Origin of the sequence: Nonomuraea sp. NPDC050547 (genome assembly GCF_044457345.1) — a bacterium.
GTDB lineage: Bacteria > Actinomycetota > Actinomycetes > Streptosporangiales > Streptosporangiaceae > Nonomuraea.
In genome coordinates, this window is the sequence record NZ_JBITGW010000015.1 from 222,025 (window position 1) to 244,435 (window position 22,411).

General features: G+C 73.5%; 7 protein-coding genes. All 7 read left to right on the forward strand.

Annotated elements, in window-relative coordinates; genetic code table 11:
• The first annotated feature begins 20 nt into the window (after positions 1–20).
• From ACIBHY_RS34275 to ACIBHY_RS34305, 7 genes are read left to right on the forward strand one after another with little or no spacing between them, the layout of a single operon-like run.
• Positions 21–5,213 (forward strand): SDR family NAD(P)-dependent oxidoreductase, encoded by a 5,193-nt coding sequence (locus ACIBHY_RS34275; RefSeq protein WP_397308856.1) that lies wholly within the window; start codon positions 21–23, stop codon positions 5,211–5,213.
• 34 nt (positions 5,214–5,247) lie between these two features.
• The gene (locus ACIBHY_RS34280; RefSeq protein ID WP_397308857.1) at positions 5,248–10,005 is read left to right on the forward strand and encodes an SDR family NAD(P)-dependent oxidoreductase; all 4,758 of its coding nucleotides are present in this window, start codon (positions 5,248–5,250) and stop codon (positions 10,003–10,005) included.
• On the forward strand, positions 9,998–19,105 hold the full coding sequence (locus tag ACIBHY_RS34285) for an SDR family NAD(P)-dependent oxidoreductase (RefSeq protein ID WP_397308858.1): 9,108 nt from the start codon (positions 9,998–10,000) through the stop codon (positions 19,103–19,105). The genes ACIBHY_RS34280 and ACIBHY_RS34285 overlap by 8 nt, the downstream gene beginning before the upstream one ends.
• A 14-nt stretch (positions 19,106–19,119) precedes the next feature.
• Complete coding sequence (locus ACIBHY_RS34290) at positions 19,120–19,962, forward strand: 3-hydroxyacyl-CoA dehydrogenase family protein (RefSeq protein WP_397252672.1); 843 nt, start codon at positions 19,120–19,122, stop codon at positions 19,960–19,962.
• A 15-nt stretch (positions 19,963–19,977) separates the two neighbouring features.
• Positions 19,978–20,226: an acyl carrier protein gene (locus ACIBHY_RS34295; protein WP_184971176.1), complete on the forward strand. Its 249-nt coding sequence runs from the start codon at positions 19,978–19,980 to the stop codon at positions 20,224–20,226.
• A complete protein-coding gene (locus ACIBHY_RS34300) occupies positions 20,223–21,347 on the forward strand; it encodes an acyl-CoA dehydrogenase family protein (RefSeq protein ID WP_397252671.1) in 1,125 nt (374 codons plus the stop codon). The genes ACIBHY_RS34295 and ACIBHY_RS34300 overlap by 4 nt, the downstream gene beginning before the upstream one ends.
• Positions 21,344–22,411: an HAD-IIIC family phosphatase gene (locus ACIBHY_RS34305; RefSeq protein WP_397252670.1), complete on the forward strand. Its 1,068-nt coding sequence runs from the start codon at positions 21,344–21,346 to the stop codon at positions 22,409–22,411. The genes ACIBHY_RS34300 and ACIBHY_RS34305 overlap by 4 nt, the downstream gene beginning before the upstream one ends.

Genomic DNA, 22,411 nt, shown 5'->3' on the forward strand with positions numbered 1-22,411 from the left:
TGACAGGAAAGGCCCGAGCGATGGGTACCGAGGACAAGCTCCGCGACTATCTCAAGCGCGCCACCGTCGAACTGGCGGAGACCCGCAGGCGCCTGACCGAGGACGAGAGCCGTCGCCACGAGCCCATCGCCATCGTGGGCATGGCCTGCCACTTCCCCGGCGGCGTCAGCAGCCCCGAGGAACTGTGGGAGCTCGTGCGCTCCGGCCGCGACGCCATCGGGGACTTCCCCGACGACCGCGGCTGGAACCTCGATGACCTGTACGACCCCGACCCCGACGCGATCGGCAAGAGCTACACGCGCAACGGCGGCTTCATCCCCGACGCGTTCGACTTCGACGCCGCGTTCTTCGGCATCAGCCCGCGCCACGCGCTCGGCACCGACCCGCAGCACCGGCTGTTCCTGCAGGCCACCTGGGAGGCGTTCGAGGCGGCCGGGATCGACCCGGGGACGCTGCGCGGCAGCCGTACCGGCGTGTACGCGGGCGTGATGTACGAGCACTACTCCAACCGCTTCCTCGACGGCTCCCCCGAGGCGATCGAGGGCACGCTGTTCACCTCGTCCGTGGCCAGCGTGCTGTCCGGCCGCGTCTCCTACGTCTACGGCCTGGAGGGCCCGTCGATCTCGATCGACACCGCCTGCTCCTCCTCGCTGGTCGCCATCCACCTCGCCACCCAGGCGCTGCGCCGGGGCGAGTGCACGCTGGCCCTGGCCGGCGGCGTGACGCTGATGCCGTCGCCGGTGCCGTTCGTGGAGTTCTCCCGCCAGCGGGCGCTGTCGCCCGACGGGCGCTGCAAGGCGTTCTCCTCCACGGCCGACGGGGTGGCCTGGGCGGAGGGCGCCGGGGTGCTGCTGCTGGAGCGCCTGTCGGACGCGCGCCGCAACGGCCGCCGCATCCTGGCCGTCGTCCGCGGCAGCGCGGTCAACCAGGACGGCGCCAGCAACGGCATGACCGCCCCGAGCGGACCCGCCCAGGAGCGCGTGATCGAGCAGGCACTCGCCGACGCCCGCCTCGACCTTCACGACGTGGACGCGGTGGAGGCGCACGGCACCGGCACCACCCTCGGCGACCCGATCGAGGCGCACGCCCTGCTGGCCACCTACGGACGCAGGCGGCCGGCCGACCGGCCGCTCTGGCTGGGCTCGCTCAAGTCGAATCTCGGGCACGCCCAGGCGGCGGCCGGGGTCGGCGGCGTGATCAAGATGGTGAAGGCGCTGGAGCACCGGGTGCTGCCACGCACGCTGCACGTGGCCGAGCCGACGCCGCACGTGGACTGGTCGCAGGGCGGCGTACGGGTGCTGACCGACGAGGTCGAGCTGCCCGAGGGCGAGCGCCCGCCGCGCGCGGGTGTCTCCAGCTTCGGCGTGAGCGGCACCAACGCGCACCTGATCCTGGAGCGCGGCCCCGACGAGGAGCCCGCCCCCGAGACCGGCGCGCCGCTGGTGTGGATCGTGTCGGCCAAGACCGGCAGCGCGCTGCGCGCCCAGGCCGCCAGGCTGCGCGGGCGAGCCGCGACCGCGCCGCTCGCCGACCTGGCCGCCGCGGGCCCGGTGCTCGCGCGCCGGGCCAGGTTCGCCCACCGCGCCGTCGTGATCGCCGGCGACCGCCTCGAACTGCTGGCCGGCCTCGACGCGCTCGCGGACGGCGCCCCGCACCCCGCCGTCCTGGAGGGCGTCGCCGCCGCGGCCCGCACCATCTTCCTGTTCCCCGGCCAGGGCTCGCAGTGGCCGGGCATGGCCGTCGAGCTTCTTGAGGCCAGCGAGGTCTTCCGCGAGCGGCTGCGCGCGTGCGACGAGGCGCTCAAGCCGCACACCGGCTGGTCGGTGGAGGACGTGCTGCGCTCGGGCGAGAAGCTGTCCGGCTCCGACGTCGTCCAGCCCGTGCTGTTCGCGGTGATGGTCGCGCTGGCCGAGCTCTGGCGCTCGCTCGGCGTCGAGCCCGCCGCGGTCGTCGGCCACTCGCAGGGCGAGATCGCCGCCGCCTGCGTCGCCGGGGTCCTCTCGGTGGAGGACGCCGCCCGGATCGTCGCGCTGCGCAGCCGGATCATCGTCGAGCGGCTCGGCGGCACCGGGGGCATGCTCTCCGTCGCGCTGCCGTCCGAGCGGGTCCGCGAGCTGCTCGCGCCGTACGAGGGACGGCTGTGGATCGCCGTGGACAGCGGGCCGGGCGGGTGCGTCGTCGCCGGCGACGTGGACGCGCTCGACGAGGTGGCCGCCGCCTGGGAGGAGCCCTACCGGGCGCGCAGGATCGCGGTGGACTACGCCTCGCACACGCCGCACATCGAGGTCCTGCGCGACGAGCTGCCCGCTCTTCTGGGCGAGGTACGGCCGGGCCGTACCGACATCGCGTTCTGCTCCTCGATGGCCGGGGACTTCATCGACGCCGACCGGCTGACGGCCGGCTACTGGTTCGACAACGTGCGCAACCCGGTGCTGTTCCGGCAGGCGATCGGGTCGGTCACCGGAGCGCCGCTGTTCGTCGAGGTGAGCCCGCACCCGGTGCTCCAGGCGGACGTGGCCGAGATGAACGAGGCCGCGGGCATCTGCGGCACCCTGCGCAGGGGCTCGGGCGACTGGCGGCGTTTCCTGGCCGCGCTCGCCCAGGCGTTCGTGCTGGGCGCCGAGGTCGACTGGGCCGCCGCGCTCGCCGCCATCCCCTTCCGGCACGTGGACCTGCCGGCCTACGCCTTCGACCGGCAGCGCTACTGGCTGGACGCCGGCGCGCGGGCAGGGCGCGTCCCCGGCGTGGACGGCTCCGAGCACCCGCTGCTGAACGCGGTCGTGCCGGTGGCCGACGGCGGGCTCGTGCTCAGCGGCCAGCTGTCCACCAAGGTCGCGCCCTGGCTGGCCGACCACGCGGTCGAGGGCGGCGTCCTGCTGCCCGGCGCCGCCTTCGCCGAACTGGCGCTCGAAGCGGCCGCCGCCGCCGGCTGCGAGCTGGTCGAGGAACTCATCATCGAGGCGCCGCTGATCCTCACCGCAACCGCCCGCCTCCAGGTCGTCGTCTCCGCCGAGTCCGACGGCCGGCGCGGCCTCACGATCTTCTCCGAGACCGGCGACGCCTGGGTCCGTCACGCCTCCGGCGCCCTGGCCGTCACCGGACCCGCCTCTCCCGGCTGGGCGGCCACCTGGCCTCCCGACGGCGCCCAGCCGGTGGAGGTGTCCTACGAGCGCCTGGCCGCCCAGGGCTACGAGTACGGGCCGGCCTTCCAGGGCGTGGGCGCGATGTGGCGCGCGGGCGAGGAACTGTTCGCCGAGGTCAGCGCCCCCGACGGGGTGGACGTGACCGGGTTCGGCATCCACCCCGCGCTGCTGGACGCCTCCTTCCACCCGCTCGTGCTGGCGGCCGATGAGGGCGCGCTGCGGCTGCCGTTCGCCTTCCGCGGCGTGCGCCTGTCGGCCGCGCGGGCCTCCCTCCTGCGCGTACGGCTGACGCCGCGCGGCGCCGACGACGCCGGGATCGAGGCGGTGGACGCCGCCGGTCACCCGGTCTTCTCGATCGACTCCCTCCGCGTACGGCAGGCCGCACCCCGGGCGGCCGCCGCCCAGGTGGCCCCGCACGGCCTGGACTGGGTGGAGGTCGCGCCCACGGCCGATCCGGCGGGCTCGTTCACGGTGGTGCCGCTGGCCGAGGGCACGCCGCGCGAGCTGGCCGCCCGCGTCCTGGCGGCGGTGGCCGGCGAGGACCACCAGGTGGTGTTCGCGCCCAGTGGCCTGGACGCCGCAGTGGTCCGGGGCCTGGTGCGGACGGCGCAGACCGAGCAGCCGGGCCGGTTCGTCCTGGCCGACGTCCCGGACGGGTTCGCCGACTGGGAGCGGGTGCTGGCGACCGGCGAGCCGGAGGTGCGGGTGCGCGACGGCAGGCTGTTCGCCCCGCGCGTGGCCCGCAGAACCGCCGGGGAACCGGAGCCCATCGGCTCCGGCACGGTCCTGGTGACCGGCGGGACCGGCGGCCTGGGCGGCCTGATCTCCCGCCACCTGGTCGAGCGGCACGGGGTTCGTGACCTGGTGCTGCTGTCCCGGCGCGGCGCCGACGCACCGGGAGCCGGGGAGCTGCGCGCGGAGCTCGAAGAGCTGGGCGCGCGGGTCGAGGTGCTCGCCTGCGACGTGGCCGACCGGCAGGCGCTGGCCGCGGTGGTGGACGGGATCGCGGACCTGACGGGCGTGGTGCACACGGCCGGGGTCCTGGACGACGCCACGATCGAGGGGCTGACGCCGGAGCGGATCGACCGGGTCTTCGCCCCCAAGCTGGACGCGGCCTGGCACCTGCACGAGCTCACCAAGGATCGCGACCTCAGGATCTTCGTGCTCTTCTCCTCACTGGCCGGGATCCTGGGCAACGCCGGTCAGGGCAACTACGCCGCCGCCAACACCTACCTGGACGCGCTGGCCGAACTGCGCAGGGACGAGGGGCTGCCGGCCGTCTCCATCGCCTGGGGACTCTGGGACACCTCCACCGACCTCACCGGCGGGCTCAGCGCCGCGGACCGGGGCAGGCTGGCCCGCTCCGGCGTCGCACCGCTCGACTCCACTCAGGGGCTGGAGTTGCTGGACGCGGCGCTGGCCACCGACGAGGCCGTGGTCGTGGCGGTGCGCTGGGACACCGCCGGGCTGCGGGCCAGGGCGGAGAACGACGACCTTCCCGCCATGCTGCGCGGGCTGGTGCGCGGGCCCCGCCGTACCGCGTCGAACGTGACGGTCGCGGGCGGGCTGGCCGAGCGGCTGGCGGCGCTTCCGCACACCGAGAGCCTGCGCCTGCTGACCGCCACCGTCCGCGCGCACGTCGCGGCCGTGCTCGCCCACGCCAGCCCCGACCAGATCGACGTCGGCACCGCCTTCAGCCAGCTCGGGTTCGACTCGCTCACCGCGGTCGAGCTGCGCAACCGGCTCAACGCCGAGACCGGCCTGCGGCTGCCCGCGACGCTCGTCTTCGACCACCCGACCGTGACCTCCCTGGCCGACTACCTGTTCCGCACGCTCGCCCCCAGGACGCCCTCGCCCGAGGACGTGCTGGAAAGCGCCCTGGAGCGCGTCGAGGCCATGCTCACCAGCGCCAACGGGGAGGGCGAGGCCATCCGCGGCCGGCTCGTCCCGATCCTGCAGACCGCCCTCGCCCGGTACGGCGCGGGCCAGAACGACGCCGACGGCATGGTCGAGAAGATCGACGCCGCCTCCGATGAGGAGATCTTCGCGCTCATCGACAACGAACTGTGAACCCATGACTCCCGTTACCGGAAAGGTTCGCCCGATGGGGACCGAGGAAAAGCTGCGCGCCTACCTCAAGCGTGTGACCGTCGAACTGGCCCAAGCGCGCCGGAACCTCACCGAGGCCGAGGACCGCCGCCACGAGCCCATCGCCGTCGTCGGCATGGCCTGCCGCTACCCGGGCGGCGGCGACACGATCGAGGGCCTGTGGGAGCTGCTGCGCGAAGGCAGGAGCGCCGTCGGCGAGGTGCCGCCCGCCCGCTGGGACATCGATGACTACTACGACCCCGACCCGCAGAAGCCGGGCGGCATGTACACGCGCTACGGCTGCTTCCTCGACGACGTGACCGGCTGGGACGCGGAGTTCTTCGGCATCTCGCCGCGCGAGGCGCTGCGCATGGACCCGCAGCAGCGGCTGCTGCTGGAGCTGGCGTGGGAAGGCTTGGAGAACGCGGGCTTGGCCCCCGACCGGATGGCCGGCAGCAGGACCGGCGTGATGGTCGGCTACATGGACACTCTCCAGTACGGCCGGCTCCAGATGGAGCTCCAGGGCCGGGACGCGGTCGCCGACCCGTACCTGGGCCAGGGCGCCATCTCCAGCGTGGCCGCCGGCCGGATCGCCTATCAGCTCGACCTGACCGGCCCCACGATGAGCGTGGACACCGCCTGCTCCTCCTCGCTGATCGCCGTGCACCTGGCCGTCGAGAGCCTGCGCAGGGGCGAGTGCGACCTGGCCTTGGCCGCGGGCTGCTCGCTCACCCTGCACCCGTCGATGTTCATCCAGGCGTGCGCGGGCATGATGATGTGCTCCGACGGCCGGTGCAAGACCTTCGACGAGGGCGCCGACGGCTACGTCATGGGCGAGGGCGGCGGCCTGGTGGTGCTGGAGCCGCTGTCGAAGGCGCTGGCCAACGGGCGGCGTATCCGGGCGGTGATCAGGGGCTCGGCGGTCAACCAGGACGGGCGCAGCAACGGGCTCACCGCGCCCAGCAGGAGCGCCCAGGTCGACGTGATCACCCGCGCGCACGCCGCCGCCCGCGTCCGCGCCGACGAGGTCGACTACGTGGAGGCGCACGGCTCCGGCACCCAGCTCGGCGACGCGATCGAGCTGTCGGCCCTGCACGACGTGTTCGGCGAGCGCCCGGCCGAGCGGCCGCTGCGGGTGGGCGCCATCAAGACCAACATCGGCCACACGCAGGCCGCCGCCGGGGTCGCCGGGCTGATCAAGACCGTGCTCGTGCTGGAGAACGGGCTGGTGCCGCCCAACCTCAACCTGGACCGTCCCGCGACGGCCATCCCCGAGGACGGCACCGTCCAGCCGGTCAACGAGGTGCTGGAGCTGGCGCCGAGGCTGGCGGGCGTCAGCTCGTTCGGCCTGTCGGGCTCGAACGCCCACGTGGTGCTGGAAGCGGCCCCCGCTCCCGAAGCGCCGCCGGTGGCCGCACCCGTCTACGCCCTCCCCGTCTCGGCGGGCAGCGAGACCGCGCTGCGCGAGCACGCGGGACGGCTGGCGCTCAGCCTGGCCGGGCAGCCGGATCTGCGCGCCGCCGACGTGGCCCGCACGCTGCAGGACGGCCGCGCCCACCTGGACCACCGGCGCCTGCTGGTCGTGGAGGACCTGCGCGAGGCCGTCACCCGCCTGCGTTCCCTGGCGGAGGCCCCCGGGACGCCCCGGGCCAAGGACAACCCGAGGATCGCCTTCCTGCTCCCCGGCGTCGGCGACCAGTACGCCGGCCTGGGCAAGGAGCTGTACGCGAGCGAGCCCGTCTACGCACAGGCCGTGGACGACTGCGTCGAGCGGGTGCTGGCGCACGCCGACCTGGACCTGCGCCCCTTCTTCGAAGCCGAGGCCGCCCCGCGGCAGGACGACCTGGCCGCGCTGCTCGGCCGCGACACCGGCGAGCGCGCCGACGACCCGCTCGACCACGCCCCGATCGCCCACCCCTTCCAGTTCACGGTCGAGTACGCGCTGGCCAAGCTGCTCGCGCACTGGGGCGTCACCCCCGACATGCTCATCGGCTACAGCCTCGGCGAGTACGTGGCCGCCTGCCTGGCCGGCGTCTTCACCCTTGAGGACGCCCTGCACGTGGTGATCGAGCGGGCCCATCTGATCAACGCGGTCCCCGCGGGCCGCATGGTCGCTGTGGCCGCCTCGGAGGAGCGCATCCGCGAGGCGCTGCCCGACCTGGAGGTCGACGTGGCCGCGCTCAACGGCCCGTCGATGACGGTCCTGAGCGGCCTGCCCGGCCAGATCGAGCAGGCCACCACCGTCCTGATGGCCGCCGGGCTGGCCTGCCGCCCGATGCGCTCGGCGCACGCCTTCCACAGCTCGCTGCTGCAGCCGGCCCGCGACAAGCTGCTGGCTCTGCTGGAGACCGTGCCGCGAAAGCCGCCGTCCACCACGATCGTCGCGAACCTCACCGGCGCCGCCCTCACCCCCGAACAGGCGGTCAGCGCCACCTACTGGGCCGACCAGCTCGTCAGCCCGGTCCGCTTCGCCGACGGCGTACGCCACTGCGTGGACCAGGACATCGACGTCTTCATCGAGCTGGGCGCCGGGCAGACGCTCGGCGGGCTGGTCCGCCAGAACCTCGCCGGCGCGGGGCCCGCCGCCGTCCTCGGCACACTGCCCGCGCTGTGGACGACCGGCGAGCGGCGCGACGCCAGGACCGAACTGCTGGAGAGCGCGGGCCGGCTGTGGGAGCTGGGCGCCACGATCCGCTGGGACCTGACCGGCCCGTCCGGCGCGGGCGTGACCACCCTGCCGGGCTACCCGTTCCAGCGCACCCGCTTCTGGCCCGAGCCGGGCCGGGACGTCGCCCCCGCCACCGTCATCAGGGCCGCCGCCCCCGCCCGTTCGAGCGACCCGGCCGACTTCCGGTTCGTGCCCGCGTGGCAGCGGGCCGCCGCACGCCCCGCCCACCCGGCCTTCCTCTCCCTGCCCGGCCCGCTCGTGATCTTCTCCGACGGCCTCGCCGGTACGGCTCTCGCCGACCTGGCCGAAGCCGGCGGCACCACGGTCATCGAAGTCCTCCCCGGCACGAGCGCCGGCACCCCTGCCCATCGTGAAGGCCGCCGCCTGACCATCGACCCCGCGGACCCGGCCCACTACGCCGAGGTGTTCGCCGACCTGCCCGGCGGTCCCGTGCACGTGGCCCACCTGTGGAGCCTGCTGTCGGACCGTACCGACCTGGTGGCGGCCATCGGCCACGGCTTCGACAGCCTGCTGCTGGCCACCCAGGCCATGAACGTCACCCCCGGCTCCCGGCTGCTCACCGTCACCCGGGGCGCCACCGAGATCCTCGGCGGGGACGCGCTCGCGCCCCAGCAGGCCATGGCACACGGGTTCGGGCGGGCGGTGCAGCACGAGTTCAAGGACCTGAGCTGGACCGGCGTCGACCTCGACCCCGACGCCCCGGCCGAGGCGCAGGAAGCCGGGCGACTGGTGGCCGGGCAACTGGCCGCCGAACTGATCGCCGAGGTCGGCGGCAGCGACGCCCTGGCCGGCTGGCGCCGCACCCACCGCTGGCTCCGCGCCTGGTCCGAGGTGCCGTCCACGCCCCCCGGCGAGGGCTCACCCTGGCGCGCCGACGGGGTCTACCTGATCACGGGTGGCACCCGGGGGCTGGGGATGGGGCTGGCCAGGCACCTGGTGCGGAGCGGGGTCAGGAAGCTGGCGCTGCTGAGCCGTACCCCACTCGACAGGGAGGCGACGCCGGAGCCCGGCAGCCGTGCGGAGCGCACGCTCCAGGACGTCGCGGCGCTGGAGGCAGCGGGCGCGCAGGTGCTGCTGGTGGCCGCCGACACCGGGAACGCGGAGCGGTTCGGGCGGGCCATCGAGGACGTGCGCGGCCACTACGGCGCCCTGCACGGCGTGATCCACTCGGCCGGTCTGCCCGCGGGCGGGCTGATGCAGCGCAGGACCGTCGCCGAGGCCCGCGCGGTGCTCGCGCCCAAGGTCCTGGCCATGGGCCCGCTGGCCGAACTGGTCAGCGCGCGGACCCCGGAACACGAGCGGCCGGAGCTGCTCGTCCTGTACTCCTCGGCGGTCACCGCGTTCGGCGGAATCGGCGAGGGCGACTACTGCGCGGCCAACAGCGTCCTCGACGCCTACGGCGAGGCGCTGGCCGCCACCGCCCCTTCCACCAAGGTCGTCTCCATCTCCTGGGGCCCCTGGCTGCACGACGACTGGCAGGCCGAGAACTTCAAGGGCACCGGCGGCCTGGCCGAGCGGGTGCGCGCCTACCGCGAGAGGTACGGCTTCGCCGAGGAGGCGGGCAACGAGCTCCTCGACACGATCATCCGGGGCGGCCACGGCTACGTCCTGGCCGCCAGGCAGCCGCTCGGGGAGGTGGTCAGGGAGTGGACGGCGATGCTCGACATCGACAACCTCATCGGCGCCGCCTCCGCGGTCCCGCGCGGCGAGCGCTTCCCCCGCCCGCAGCTGCGCACCGACTACGCGCGGCCGCGTAACGAGCGGGAGACGCTGATCGCCGAGATGTGGGGCGCCTACCTCGGCATCGCCCAGGTGGGCGTGCACGACCCGTTCTTCGACCTCGGCGGCAACTCCCTGGTCGGAATGGCCATGGTGCTCGCCATCGAGAAGGAGCTCGGCGTCCCGATCGCCCCGGCCGTGCTGTTCGAGCACCCGACCGTGGCCGCGTTCGCCGCGGCCGTCGACGGCGGCGAGTCGGCCACGCAGGAAGTACTGACCAGCAGCTCGGCGAGGGGTCAGCGGCGGCGCCGCGCCCGGTCCGCAAGCGGAAGGCCCAGCACCGGAAGGGACAAGAACCGTGAGTGACGAGAGCGCCGGCACCGACATCGCGATCGTCGGGATGTCCGGGAGGTTCCCGGGCGCGCCCGGCGTCGCCGAGTTGTGGTCCGCCATCAGGGCGGGCAGATCGGGGATCACCCGCTTCACCGACGAGGAACTGCGCGCCGAGGGTGTCACCGAGGAGCAGCTCCAGGACCCGAGCTACGTGAAGGCCAACCCGGTCATCGAGGGCATCGACCTGTTCGACGCCTCGTTCTTCGGGCTGGGCGCCAAGGAGGCGCAGATCCTCGACCCGCAGCACCGGTTGTTCATGGAGCACAGCTGGGCGGCGCTGGAGGACGCGGGCTGCGACCCGACCCGCTTCGACGGCTCCATCGGCGTCTTCGGCGGCTGCGCCCACAGCTCCTACATGCAGAACAACCTGCTGCCCGGCGGCATCGGCGAGGTCATGGGCCACCTGGCGCTCGGCCTGGCCAACGACAAGGACTCGCTGACCACCCGCGTCGCGCACACGCTGGGCCTGACCGGACCCAGTTACGGCGTGCAGAGCTACTGCTCGACCTCGCTGGTCGCGATCTGCGCGGCGGCCACGAGCCTGGCCGGGTTCGAGTGCGACATGGCGCTGGCCGGCGGCGTCGCCGTCAACGTCCCCCACCGCGTCGGCTACATCTACCAGCCCGGCGGGATCGCCCCGCCCGACGGCGAGTGCCGCGCCTTCGACGCGGCGGGACTCGGCAGCCCGCTCGGCAGTGGCGTCGGCGTGATCGTGCTGCGCCGTCTGGAGGACGCGCTGGACGCCGGCGACCAGATCTACGCGGTCATCCGAGGCTGGGCGGTCAACAACGACGGCGGCAAGAAGGTCGGCTTCACCGCACCCGGCGTGCAGGGACAGGCCTCGGTCATGGCCGAGGCGCTGGCCGCCGCCGACCTCGCCCCCTCCGACATCGACTACGTGGAGGCGCACGGCACCGGCACCGCGCTCGGCGACGCCGCCGAGCTCGCCGCGATCCAGCAGGTCTTCCGCGGCGAGTCGCTGCTCGTCGGCTCCGTGAAGACGAACCTGGGCCACCTCGACCGGGCGGCCGGGGTGACCAGCCTCATCAAGGCGGCGCTGGCGCTGCGCAACGACGAGATCCCGCCCACGCTCAACCTGGTCACGCCCAACCAGCAGCTCAGCAGCGGCGACGCCGAGATCGAGGTCGTCACCGAGCTGCGCTCCTGGCCGCGGGCGGCCGGCCGTACCAGGAGGGCGGGGGTCAGCGCCTTCGGCATCGGCGGCACGAACGCCCACGTGGTCCTGGAGGAGGCGCCGCCGGCGCCGAGGCCGGAGACGGAGCCGCGGGCCGAGCTGCTGGTCTGGTCGGCGCGCACCGCCGAGGCGGCGGACGCGATGACGGACCGGCTGGCCGCCCACCTGGAGAGCCAGGAAGGCGTACGGCTGGCCGACGTCGCGCACACGCTGCAGTCGGGCCGTCAGCTGTTCGGGCACCGCAGGATCCTGGTCGCCGGCGACGCGGCCGAGGCCGTGGCCGGGCTGCGCGAACCGGCCGTGCTCACCCGCTCCGACACCCGTGACGACCGGCCCGTGGCCTTCCTGCTGGCGGGCACCGGCGAGCAGTACGCGGGCATGGCCGCCGACCTGTACGACACCGAGCCGGTCTTCGCCCAGACACTCGACCGGTGCCGTACGGCGCTGCGCGGGCTCATGGACGGCGCCGACCCGCTGGCCGGCATGCTCCGCCCCCGCGTGACGGGCGAGGCGGGCGCGCTGGCCAGGATGCTGGGCCGCGCCGAGGCCTCGGACGCCACCTCGACCGACCTGCTCCAGCCCGCGTTGTTCGCGGTGGAGTACGCGCTGGCGCGTCTCGTGCGCTCCTGGGGCGTCGAGCCGTCGATCCTGGCCGGCTACAGCCTCGGCGAGTACGTGGCCGCGACCCTGGCCGGGGTCCTCTCGCTGGACGACGCGCTCGCGCTGGTCGCCCACCGGGCCAAGCTGATCAACCAGTTGCCCGCGGGCACCATGAGCGCCGTCCCGCTGCCCGAGGCCGAGGTCAGGGCGCGCATCGCTCCCGTCCCCGGCGTGGACGTGGCCGCCGTCAGCGGCCCCGAGCTGACCGTGATCTCCGGCGAGCCGGAGGGCATGGCGGCCGTGCGGGCGCTGCTGGAGGCCGAGTCGATCCCGTGCCGCCCGCTGGCCACCACCCACGCCTTCCACTCGCGCATGATGGAGCCGATCCGCGGCGAGCTCACCGCGTGGATCGCCGCCACCATCACGCTCAACCCGCCCCGCGTCCCCTACGTCTCCAACGTGACCGGCGCCCTCGCCACCGCCGAGCAGGTGACCGACCCCGGCTACTGGGCCGAGCACATGTGCGCGCCCGTGCAGTTCGACAAGGTCATCGGCACGCTGCTCGGGCACGACGAGGCCGCGCTGCTGGAGATCGGCCCCGGTCCGTCGCTGGGCGCGATGGTCCGCGGGCACCGCGACTGCCCGCGCGACCGGTGGCCGCTCATCGTGCAGGCGCTGCCCGCCGAGAGCGACCGGCGGCCCGCCGGGAAGGTGCTCGCCGAGGCGGTCGGCCGGCTGTGGCTGGCCGGGGTGCCCGTGGACTGGGCCGGCTACCAGCAGGACCGCCCGGTGGCCAAGGTGTCGCTGCCGCCGTACCCGTTCCAGCGCACCCGCTACTGGGTGGACGCGCCCACCGCCACGGCGGCTGCCGTCGCGCCGATCGACCTCCCGGCACCGGCCGCCACGCCGGAACCGCACGTGCGGGTGATGACCGCGAAGTGGACCGCCGCGGAAACCGCCGGGGCGTCCGCGCCGGTCGGGCGGGCCGTGCTGGTCGCCGACCGCGGCGGCGTCGCCGGGGCCCTGGCCCGGGTACTGCGCGCCGCGGGCACCGACGTCGAGATCGACGCCGGAGCCGCGGACGTGGCCGTCGACGCCGGGCCCGGAGCGGCCGACGTGGTGGTCGACCTGCGCATGCTCGACCACACCGACGCCGGCAGCGACGGCCGCGAGGCCCTGCTGCCCGTGTCCGCGCTCCTGGACACCTGGGCCGAGAGCGGCGACAACACCCGGATCCTCGTGGTCACCTCCGGCGGCCAGGCCGTGCTTCCCGGCGAGAGCCCGTCGCCCGCCCAGGCGGCCGTGGCGACGCTGCCGCTGGTGGCCAACCAGGAGTACCTGAACCTCGACTGCCGCGCCGTCGACCTGCCACCGGGCCTGGCCGCAGGGGAGGCCGCCGCGCTGCTGGCCGCCGAACTCGCCGCGCCGCAGGGCGAGGTCCTGGCCGCCTACCGCGACGGCCGCCGCCTCCTGCGCGCCTTCGAGCCGGCACGCCCCGCCGACACCCGAGAGGCCGGCGAATCCGCCGACCGCCTGGAGGGTGTCAGGAAGGGCGGCGCCTACCTGGTGACCGGTGGCCTGGGCCCGGTCGGTCTTCTGCTGGCCGACCACCTGGCCGACGCCGGAGCCGGCCGCCTCGTCCTGACCAGCCGCAACGGCCTGCGGAGCCTCAACGGGCAGGCCGCCGACCCGCGTCACGCGGCTGTGGAGCGGCTCAGGGCGCGCGGCGTCGAAGTGGCGACCCCGGCCGTGGACGTCACCGACCCGGACGCCATGCGCGCCGCCCTCGACGGCGTCGACGGCGTGATCCACCTGGCCGCCGAGAGCTCCCCCGACACCTTCGTCTCCCTGCGCGACCTGGACGAGGCCGCTGTGGCCAGGCACTTCGCCGCCAAGGTGGCCGGTGCCAAGGTCCTGGAGCGGGTCTTCGACGAGATGGAGCGGCCGCCCGCGTTCTGCGTGCTGTTCTCCTCCACCTCCTCGATCCTCGGCGGCATCACGTTCGGCAGCTACGCCGCCGCCAACGCCGCCCTGACCGCGCTGGCCCACCGCGTCCACGCCCGCCGTACCCCGACCACGTGGGTGGCGGCGGGCTGGGACACCTGGGCGGTCTCGCTGGAGCGCCTGGGCGGCGGGCTCGGCGCCGCGATGGTGGCGCACTCGATGAGCACGGAAGAGGGCATGGCCGCCTTCGACCGGCTGCTCGCCGCGCCCGAGCCGGGCCTCGTGGTGGCGGCGGGCGGGCTGGACGACCGGCTGCCGCGCGCGGCCGCGACCACGCCGGTGACGGCCAAGGGGGACCGGTTTCCCCGGCCTGAGCTGCCGCAGCCGTACAGCCCGCCGCTCACGGACGCCGAGCGCGGCCTGGCCGAGCTCTGGTCCGACGTGCTGGGCGTCGAGCCGGTCGGCACCCGGGACAACTTCTTCGACCTGGGCGGCAACTCGCTGGTCGCGCTGCAGATGCTCCGGCTGGTGAAGGAGCGGTTCGGCGTGGCCGTACCGACGGTGATGCTGTTCGAGGCGCCGACGGTGAACCGGCTGGCGGCGATACTCGACGAGCGCGGCGCGGCCCTGCCCGCCGCGCCCGCGAACGCGAGGGTCGTCGAGCGGGCGAAGCCCAGCGAGGACGACGACGACCGGCGGATCGCCATCGTTGGCATGGCCGGGCGTTTCCCCGGCGCCTCCGACGTGGGCGCCTTCTGGCGCAACCTGCGCGACGGCGTCGAGTCCATCACCTTCTTCTCCGAGGAGGAGCTGGTGGCGGCGGGCGTGGACCCCGAGCTGGTGCGCGACCCGGCCTACGTGCCGGCGCGGCCGGTGCTGGACGAGGTGGCCGAGTTCGACGCCGCCTTCTTCGGGATGAGCCCGCGCATGGCCGCGATCACCGACCCGCAGCAGCGGGCCTTCCTGGAGGTCTGCTGGGAGGCCCTGGAGCAGGGCGGGTACGCCGCCCCCGAGAACCGGGGCCGGGTCGGCGTGTTCGGCGGCGCCAACATCAGCACGTACCTGCTGCGCATGAGCGACCACCTGCTGGGCGCCGACAGCGACGACTTCAGCGACTTCGAAGTCATCATGGGCAATGACAAGGACGCCCTGACCACGGTCGTGTCCTACCTGTTCGACCTGTACGGGCCGAGCGTGGCGGTGCAGACGTTCTGCTCCACCTCGCTGGTGGCCGCGCACATGGCGGTGCAGAGCCTGCGGGCGGGCGAGTGCGAGCTGGCGCTGGCCGGCGGCGTCTCGATCCGGGTGCCGGACCGGGTGGGACACAAGTTCGGGCCGGGCGGGCAGGAGTCGCCCGACGGGCACGTGCGCACGTTCGACGCCCAGGCGCGGGGCAGCATGTTCGGCGACGGGGCCGCGGCCGTACTGCTGAAGCGGCTGCCGGACGCGATCCGCGACGGCGACCACGTCTGGGCGGTCATCCGCGGCGCGGCCATGAACAACGACGGCGCGCTCAAGGTCGGCTACACCGCGCCCAGCGTGGTCGGCCAGGCCAGGGTCATCTCCGACGCGATGGCCGACGCCGGCGTGAGCGGCGACGACATCAGCTACATCGAGGCTCACGGCACCGCGACCGAGCTCGGCGACCCGATCGAGGTGGCCGCGCTGACCCGGGCCTTCGGCCGGACCAGTGACAAGCGGTACTGCCCCATCGGCTCGGTGAAAACCAACGTCGGCCACCTCGACCGCGCGGCCGGCGCCAGCGGCCTGATCAAGACGGCGCTCGCGCTGGACAGCGGGATGATCCCGCCGAGCCTGCACTACACCAGCCCCAACCCCGAGATCGACTTCGACGACAGCCCGTTCTACGTCAACACCGAGCTGGCCGAGTGGCGCACCCGTGACGGGCGCCCGCGCATCGCCGGACTCAACTCGCTCGGCATGGGCGGCACGAACGTGCACCTCGTCGTCGAACAGGCGCCTGCCAGGGACACCGCCCCCGAGTCCCCGCGCAGGTACCAGGTGCTCCCGCTGTCCGCGCGCAATGCCACGGCGGCGGACCAGGCGTGCCAACGCCTTGGCGGGCACCTGCGAGAGGCGACCGGGGCCCGGCTCGCCGACGTCGCGTACACCCTTCAGGTGGGACGCAAGACGTTCGAGCACCGCCGGGCCCTGGTCGCCGCCACCGTCGAGGAAGCCGCGCGGGAACTGACCGGCACCGGAGTCCTGAACCGGGTCGACACCGTGCAGGGACGGCAGGTCGCCTTCCTCCTGGGCGGCGTCGGCGAGCAGTACCCGGGCCTGGTCGGCGGGCTCTACGCGCACGAGCCGGTCTTCAAGGCCCACCTCGACACCTGCCTTGAGCAGCTGCGGGAGCTGGACCTGGACGACCTGCTGACCGGCGAGCGCGGCGGCGCGCCCGGCCTGGCCGCGCTGCTGGGCCGCGGCGGCGACGGCGACGAGCGCGCCGCCCGGCTGGAGCGCACGGAGCTGGTCCAGCCCGCGCTGTTCGCCGTCGAGTACGCGCTGGCCCGCACGCTCATGGACTGGGGCCTCCAGCCGCGGATCATGCTCGGCTACAGCCTCGGCGAGTACGTGGCCGCCACCCTGGCCGGAGTCCTGTCCCTGGAGGACGCGCTCAAGCTGGTCGCCCACCGGGCCAGGCTCATCGCCGGACTGCCCGGCGGCTCCATGCTCGCGATCTCCATGCCCGAGGACGGCCTGCGCCGCCGCTTCCCGCTGGACGGGCTGGACGTGGCCGCCGTCAACGGGCCGCAGGTGACGGTCGTCGCCGGGCCGGGCGAGGCGGTGGACGCCCTGGCCGAGCGGCTTCGGGCGGCGGAGGTGCCGTGCCGACCGCTGCAGACCACGCACGCCTTCCACTCCAGGATGCTGGAGCCGATCGCCGCCGAGCTCACCGACTGGGTGAAGAAGAACGTCCGGCTCAACGCCCCGGCGCTGCCGTACGTGTCGAACCTGACCGGCCAGGTGGCCGGCGAGGAGGTGCGCGACCCCGGCTACTGGGCCAGGCACATGTGCGAGACCGTGCGCTTCGCCGCCGGGCTCGAGAGCCTGCTGGCCGACCCGGAGCTGGCGATCGTGGAGATCGGGCCGGGCCAGTCGCTCGGCGCGCTGGTGCGCGGCGCGGGCTGCCCGCCGCAGCGCTGGCCGCTCATCTCCCACGTACTGCCGGCCGCCGGGGACAACCGGCCCGACGACGAGGTGTTCGCCGGCTGCCTGGCCCGCCTCTGGCTGGGCGGCGCCACCCTCGACTGGGACGCCTACCACGGCCGCGTCGAGGGTGCCGACCCCGCCGGGCTGCCGGGCCGCGTGCCGTTGCCCACCTATCCGTTCCAGCGGCTGCGCTACTGGATCGACCCGCCCGCGAGCAAGGGCAGGAAGAGGACGGTCGAGGACGCGATCGCCGAGGGCTCGCTGTTCGACGCGATCACGAGCCTGGCCAAGCTGCCCGAGGACCAGTGGCTCTACCAGCCCGTCTGGCGCCAGGTCACCGCCTCGCCGAGGGCCGAGCCCGCCACCTGGCTGGTCTACGCCCGCGACGGGCTGGCCGAGCGCGTGGTGGACGAGCTCCGCCGTACCACGGACAAGCCCATCTCGGTGGTACGGCCCGGCGACGCCTACACCACCTCCCCGGACGGCTACACGATCAGGCCCGGCAACGTGGCCGACACCGCGGCCCTGCTCAGAGATCTGCGCGGCGCGGGCCGTCCCCTCGACCGGGTCGTCCACCTCTGGGGGCTGGACGCGACGGAACAGGGCCCCCACACGCTGGTCGCGCTGGCCAGGGCGGCGGGCGAGTCGGGTGTGGACAGCTGGTCGCTGGACGTGGCGGTCACCGGCACCCAGCAGGTGCTCGGCGAGGACGTCACGAACCCGGACAGCGCGCAGCTGATCGGCCCGAGCCTGGTGATCCCGCTGGAGTACCCGAACGTCCGCACCCGCTTCATCGACGCCGAGCGGGACGGTCCCGCCGACCTGGTGGCCGAGCTGGTGCGCGAGCAGTCCGCCAGGACGGTGGCGCTGCGGCGCGGCAGGCGCTGGGTGCCCGGCTACGACCGCATGCCGCTGCCGGAGGCCGAGCCGCTGCGCGACGGCGGCGTCTACCTGATCACCGGCGGCCTGGGCGGCATCGCGCTCGGCCTGGCCGAGCAGCTGGCCAAGGAGTCGCAGGCCAAGCTGGTGCTGCTGGCCAGGAACGGCCTGCCGGAGCGCTCCCGCTGGGCCGCGATCCTGGGCGGCGCCGAGCAGGCCGGCGAGACGATCCGCCACCGCGTCGAGCGGGTGCTGGCGATCGAGGCGGCCGGCGGCGAGGTCGAGGTGGTCGTCGGCGACGTGGCCAGCGCGGACGACGTCGCCCGCGCGGTCGAGCGGGCCCGCGAGCGGTTCGGCACGCTGCACGGCGTGCTGCACGCGGCGGGCGTGCCCGGCATGGGACTGATGCAGTTCAAGCGGCCGGAAGAGCTCGACGAGGTCATGGCGCCCAAGATCGCCGGTATGCGGGCGCTGGCCGAGGCGCTGCGCCTGGGCGAGCCGGACGAGGCCGAGCTGGACTTCCTCGTCCTGTTCTCCTCGATCACCTCCGCCACCGGCGGCGGCCCCGGCCAGGTGGACTACTGCGCCGCGAACGCCTACCTCGACGCCTATGCCCACCGGCCGGCCTCCTCCGGGACCCGCGTGGTGTCGGTCGACTGGGGCGAGTGGACGTGGAACGCCTGGGAGGCCGGCCTGGCCGGCTACGACGAGGGGCTCCAGGACTTCTTCCGCAAGAACCGGGTGCGCATCGGCATCGGGTTCGAGGACGGCTGGCGCTCGCTGTTGCGGGTGCTGGCCAGCGGCGAGCCCCGCGTCGTGGTGTCCACCCAGGACTTCCCGACGCTGGTCGAGGGCAGCTCGATGTTCACCCTGGAGGCGGTCACCGCCGCCGAGGCGAGCGGCGAGCGGCACCCCCGTCCCGAACTGGTCACCTCCTACCAGGAGCCCACCGGCCCCGCGGAGGAGAAGATCGCCGGGATCTGGTGCGACCTGCTCAAGCTGGAGCGGGTCGGCGTCCTGGACAACTTCTTCGAACTCGGCGGCAACTCGCTGCTCGGCGTCACCATCGTGGCCGCGGTCCGCCGCGCGTTCGAGCTGGCCGAGCTGCCCCCGCACATCCTCTACGAGGCGCCCACGGTGGCCGCGCTGGCCCAGACCGTGGAGGCGATGGCCTCGGGAGAGGCGCAGACCGACGGCGGCACCGAAGGCGGCAGCCAGGTGCGCGCCCAGCTCCGCAGATCAGGACTCGAAGCCTCGGCCGCCCGCAGGCGTGGCCGGTAACGAAGGGGAATGTCATGGCTTTGATCGGCGTAATCGGCGCAGGCGTCATGGGCGTCGGCGTCGCCCAGAACCTCGCGCAGACCGGGCACGACGTGGTCCTGGTCGACAAGGACGAGCAGATTCTCAAGGAGGCGCTCGAAACCATCTCGCGCAACGCGCGGATGAGCCGGCTCATGGGCGGACCGGCGCTGGACGCCGACGAGATCCTGTCGAGGATCACCACGTCGGTGGGTGTCGGCGGCGCGGCCAAGGCCGAGGTCGTCATCGAGAACGTCACCGAGAACTGGGACGTCAAGCGGGCCGTCCACGAGGAGCTCGACGAGGTCTGCGGGCCCGACACGGTCTTCGTGGTCAACACCTCGGCGATCCCGATCACCAAGATGGCCTCGATCACCCGGCGTCCCGACAAGGTCGTCGGGGTGCACTTCATGAACCCGGTGCCGGCCAAGCCCGCCTGCGAGCTGATCCCCGGCTTCCACACCTCGGCCGAGACCGTCGAGCGTACGCGCGACCTGCTCAAGGCCATGGGCAAGAAGGCCATCGACGTCAAGGACGCCTGCGGGTTCGTCTCCAACCGGGTGCTCATGCTCACCGTCAACGAGGCGGCGTACCTGGTCCACGAGGGCGTGGCCACCGCCGAGTCCGTCGACGAGGTCTTCCGCAGCTGCTTCGGCCACCCGATGGGCCCGCTGGAGACCGCCGACCTGATCGGCGTCGACACCATCCTCTACTCCGTCGAGGTGCTCTACGAGCACTACGCGGACAGCAAGTACCGGCCGTGCCCCCTGCTCAAGCAGATGACGGACGCCGGGCTGCACGGCCGTAAGTCCGGCCGCGGTTTCTACACCTACAACTGAGAAGGGTTCACCACCATGTCCAACACCGCTCAGGGCCAGATCCTCGACTTCGTCCGTGGCCGCTTCCCGCAGGCCGAGCTCGACGCCGCGCAGGACATCTTCGCCCTCGGGTTCGTCAACTCGCTGTTCGCGATGGAGCTGGTGATGTTCGTCGAGAAGACCTTCGGCGTCACCATCCCCAACGACGAGCTGCGCATCGACAACTTCCGCACGGCCGACTCGATGGCCGAGCTGGTCGACAGGCTGGCGAGAGTGGCGGCGTGACCACGAGCAGGGTCACCGACCGGCGCTCGGCCCGCGAGTTCGTCGACGCGCACATCGTGCCTCACGCCGACGCCTGGGACCTCGACGGCCGCGTGCCCGAGGACCTGATCCGCAAGGCGAGCGAAGCGGGCCTGTGGGCCCCCTTCCTGCCCGAGCGGTACGGCGGCGCCGGCATGGACATGGTGACGCTGGGCGAGGTGCACGAGGAGGTGGGCCGGGGCTGCTCCTCGGTCCGCAGCCTGCTCACCGTGCACACGATGCTGTCGTGGACCGTGCAGCGCTGGGCCACCCCGGCCCAGCGCGAGCAGTGGGGCCCGGCACTGGCGAGCGGAGCGGCGCTGGGCGCCTTCTGCCTGTCGGAGCCGGGCGCCGGCAGCGACACCTCCGGCATCACCACCACCGCCACGGAGACCGACCGCGGCTGGGTGATCAACGGCACCAAGAAGTGGACGACCGGCGGCCAGCGGGCGGACGTGTTCCTCGTCTTCGCCCGCACCGCCTCCAGCATCGGCGCCTTCCTGGTGCCGAAGGACACCCCGGGCGTCCGGGTGCGCCCGATCGAGGAGATCCTGGGCACCCGGGCTTCCATGCTGGCCGAGATCACCTTCACGGACGTGGAGGTCGAGCGCGAGGCGTTGCTCGGCCCGAGCGGCTTCACCGCGGGGATGGTCCTCACCGGCACCCTCGATCTGGGCCGCTACAGCGTGGCGGCCGGGTCGGTCGGCATCGTCCAGGGCTGCCTGGAGGCGAGCGCGGCCTACGCCGCCAAGCGTGAGGTCGGCGGCAAGCCGCTGCGCGACCTCCCGCTCATCCAGGCGAAGCTCTCCGACATGGTCACCGACGCGCGGGCGGCGCGCCTGCTGCTGTCCGAGGCCGGCCGGCTGAAGGACGCGGGCGACTCGGCCACGCTCATGGCCACCTGGATCGCCAAGTACTTCGCCTCCACCGCGGCGGCGAAACACGCCTCCGAGGCGGTCCAGATCCACGGCGCCAACGGGTTCACCCCCGACTACCCGGTGGCGCGCTTCTACAGGGACGCCAAGGTGATGGAGATCATCGAAGGCAGCAACGAGATCCAGCGCATGACCATCGCTGGTCAGGCAGATCGGGAGAAGCCATGACCGTAGAGACCGTCGCCCTCCTCCCCGAGAAACCCGTACAGGGGCGGATCAAGTGCATCGTCTGGGACCTCGACCACACGCTGTGGGACGGGGTCCTGCTGGAGGACGAGGAGGTGCACGTCCGCGAGAGCGTGGTGGAGGCGATCTTCGAACTCGACCGCAAGGGCGTCCTCCACTCGGTCGCCAGCAAGAACGACCGGGACACCGCGCTGGAGAAGCTGCGCGTGCTCGGCCTGGACAAGATGTTCCTGTTCCCGCAGATCGGCTGGAACGCCAAGTCGGAGTCCATCCGCCGGATCGCCAAGGCGCTCAACCTGGGCCTGGACGCCTTCGCCTTCGTCGACGACCAGCCGTTCGAGCTGGCCGAGGTGGCCCACGAGGTGCCCCAGGTGACCTGCGTCGACATCCTGGAGCTGCACGACGCGCTGGAGCGGCCGGAGTTCCAGCCCCGCTTCGTCACCGACGAGTCGGCGCTGCGCCGCGAGATGTACCAGGGCCAGATCGCCCGCGACGAGCTGGAGAGCGAGTTCGTCGGCACCAACGAGGAGTTCCTCGCCAGCCTGGAGATGTCGTTCACGATCGCGCCCGCGCTCCGCGACGACCTGCAGAGGGCGGAGGAGCTCACGGTCCGCACCAACCAGCTCAACTCCACCGGCCGCACCTATTCCTACGAGGAGCTCGACACGCTGCGCGAGTCGCCCGACCACCTGGTCCTGGTCGCCTCGCTCACCGACAAGTTCGGCAGCTACGGCAAGATCGGGCTGGCCCTGGTGGAGAAGCAGGAGGAGGTCTGGCGGCTCAACATGATGCTCATGTCGTGCCGGGTGATGTCACGCGGCGTCGGCATGGTCCTGCTGAACCACATCATGCGGCTGGCCGCCGAGGCCGGGGCCGCGGTCCGCGCCGACTTCGTGGAGACGGGCCGCAACCGCATGATGCAGGTCACCTACGCGTTCGCCGGGTTCCGGGAGGTGAGCAGGGACGGCGCGCACGTGGTCCTGGAGGCCGACCTGAGCGTGGTCCAGCCGCCGCCGTCGTACGTGCAGCTTGAGATCGTGGAATGA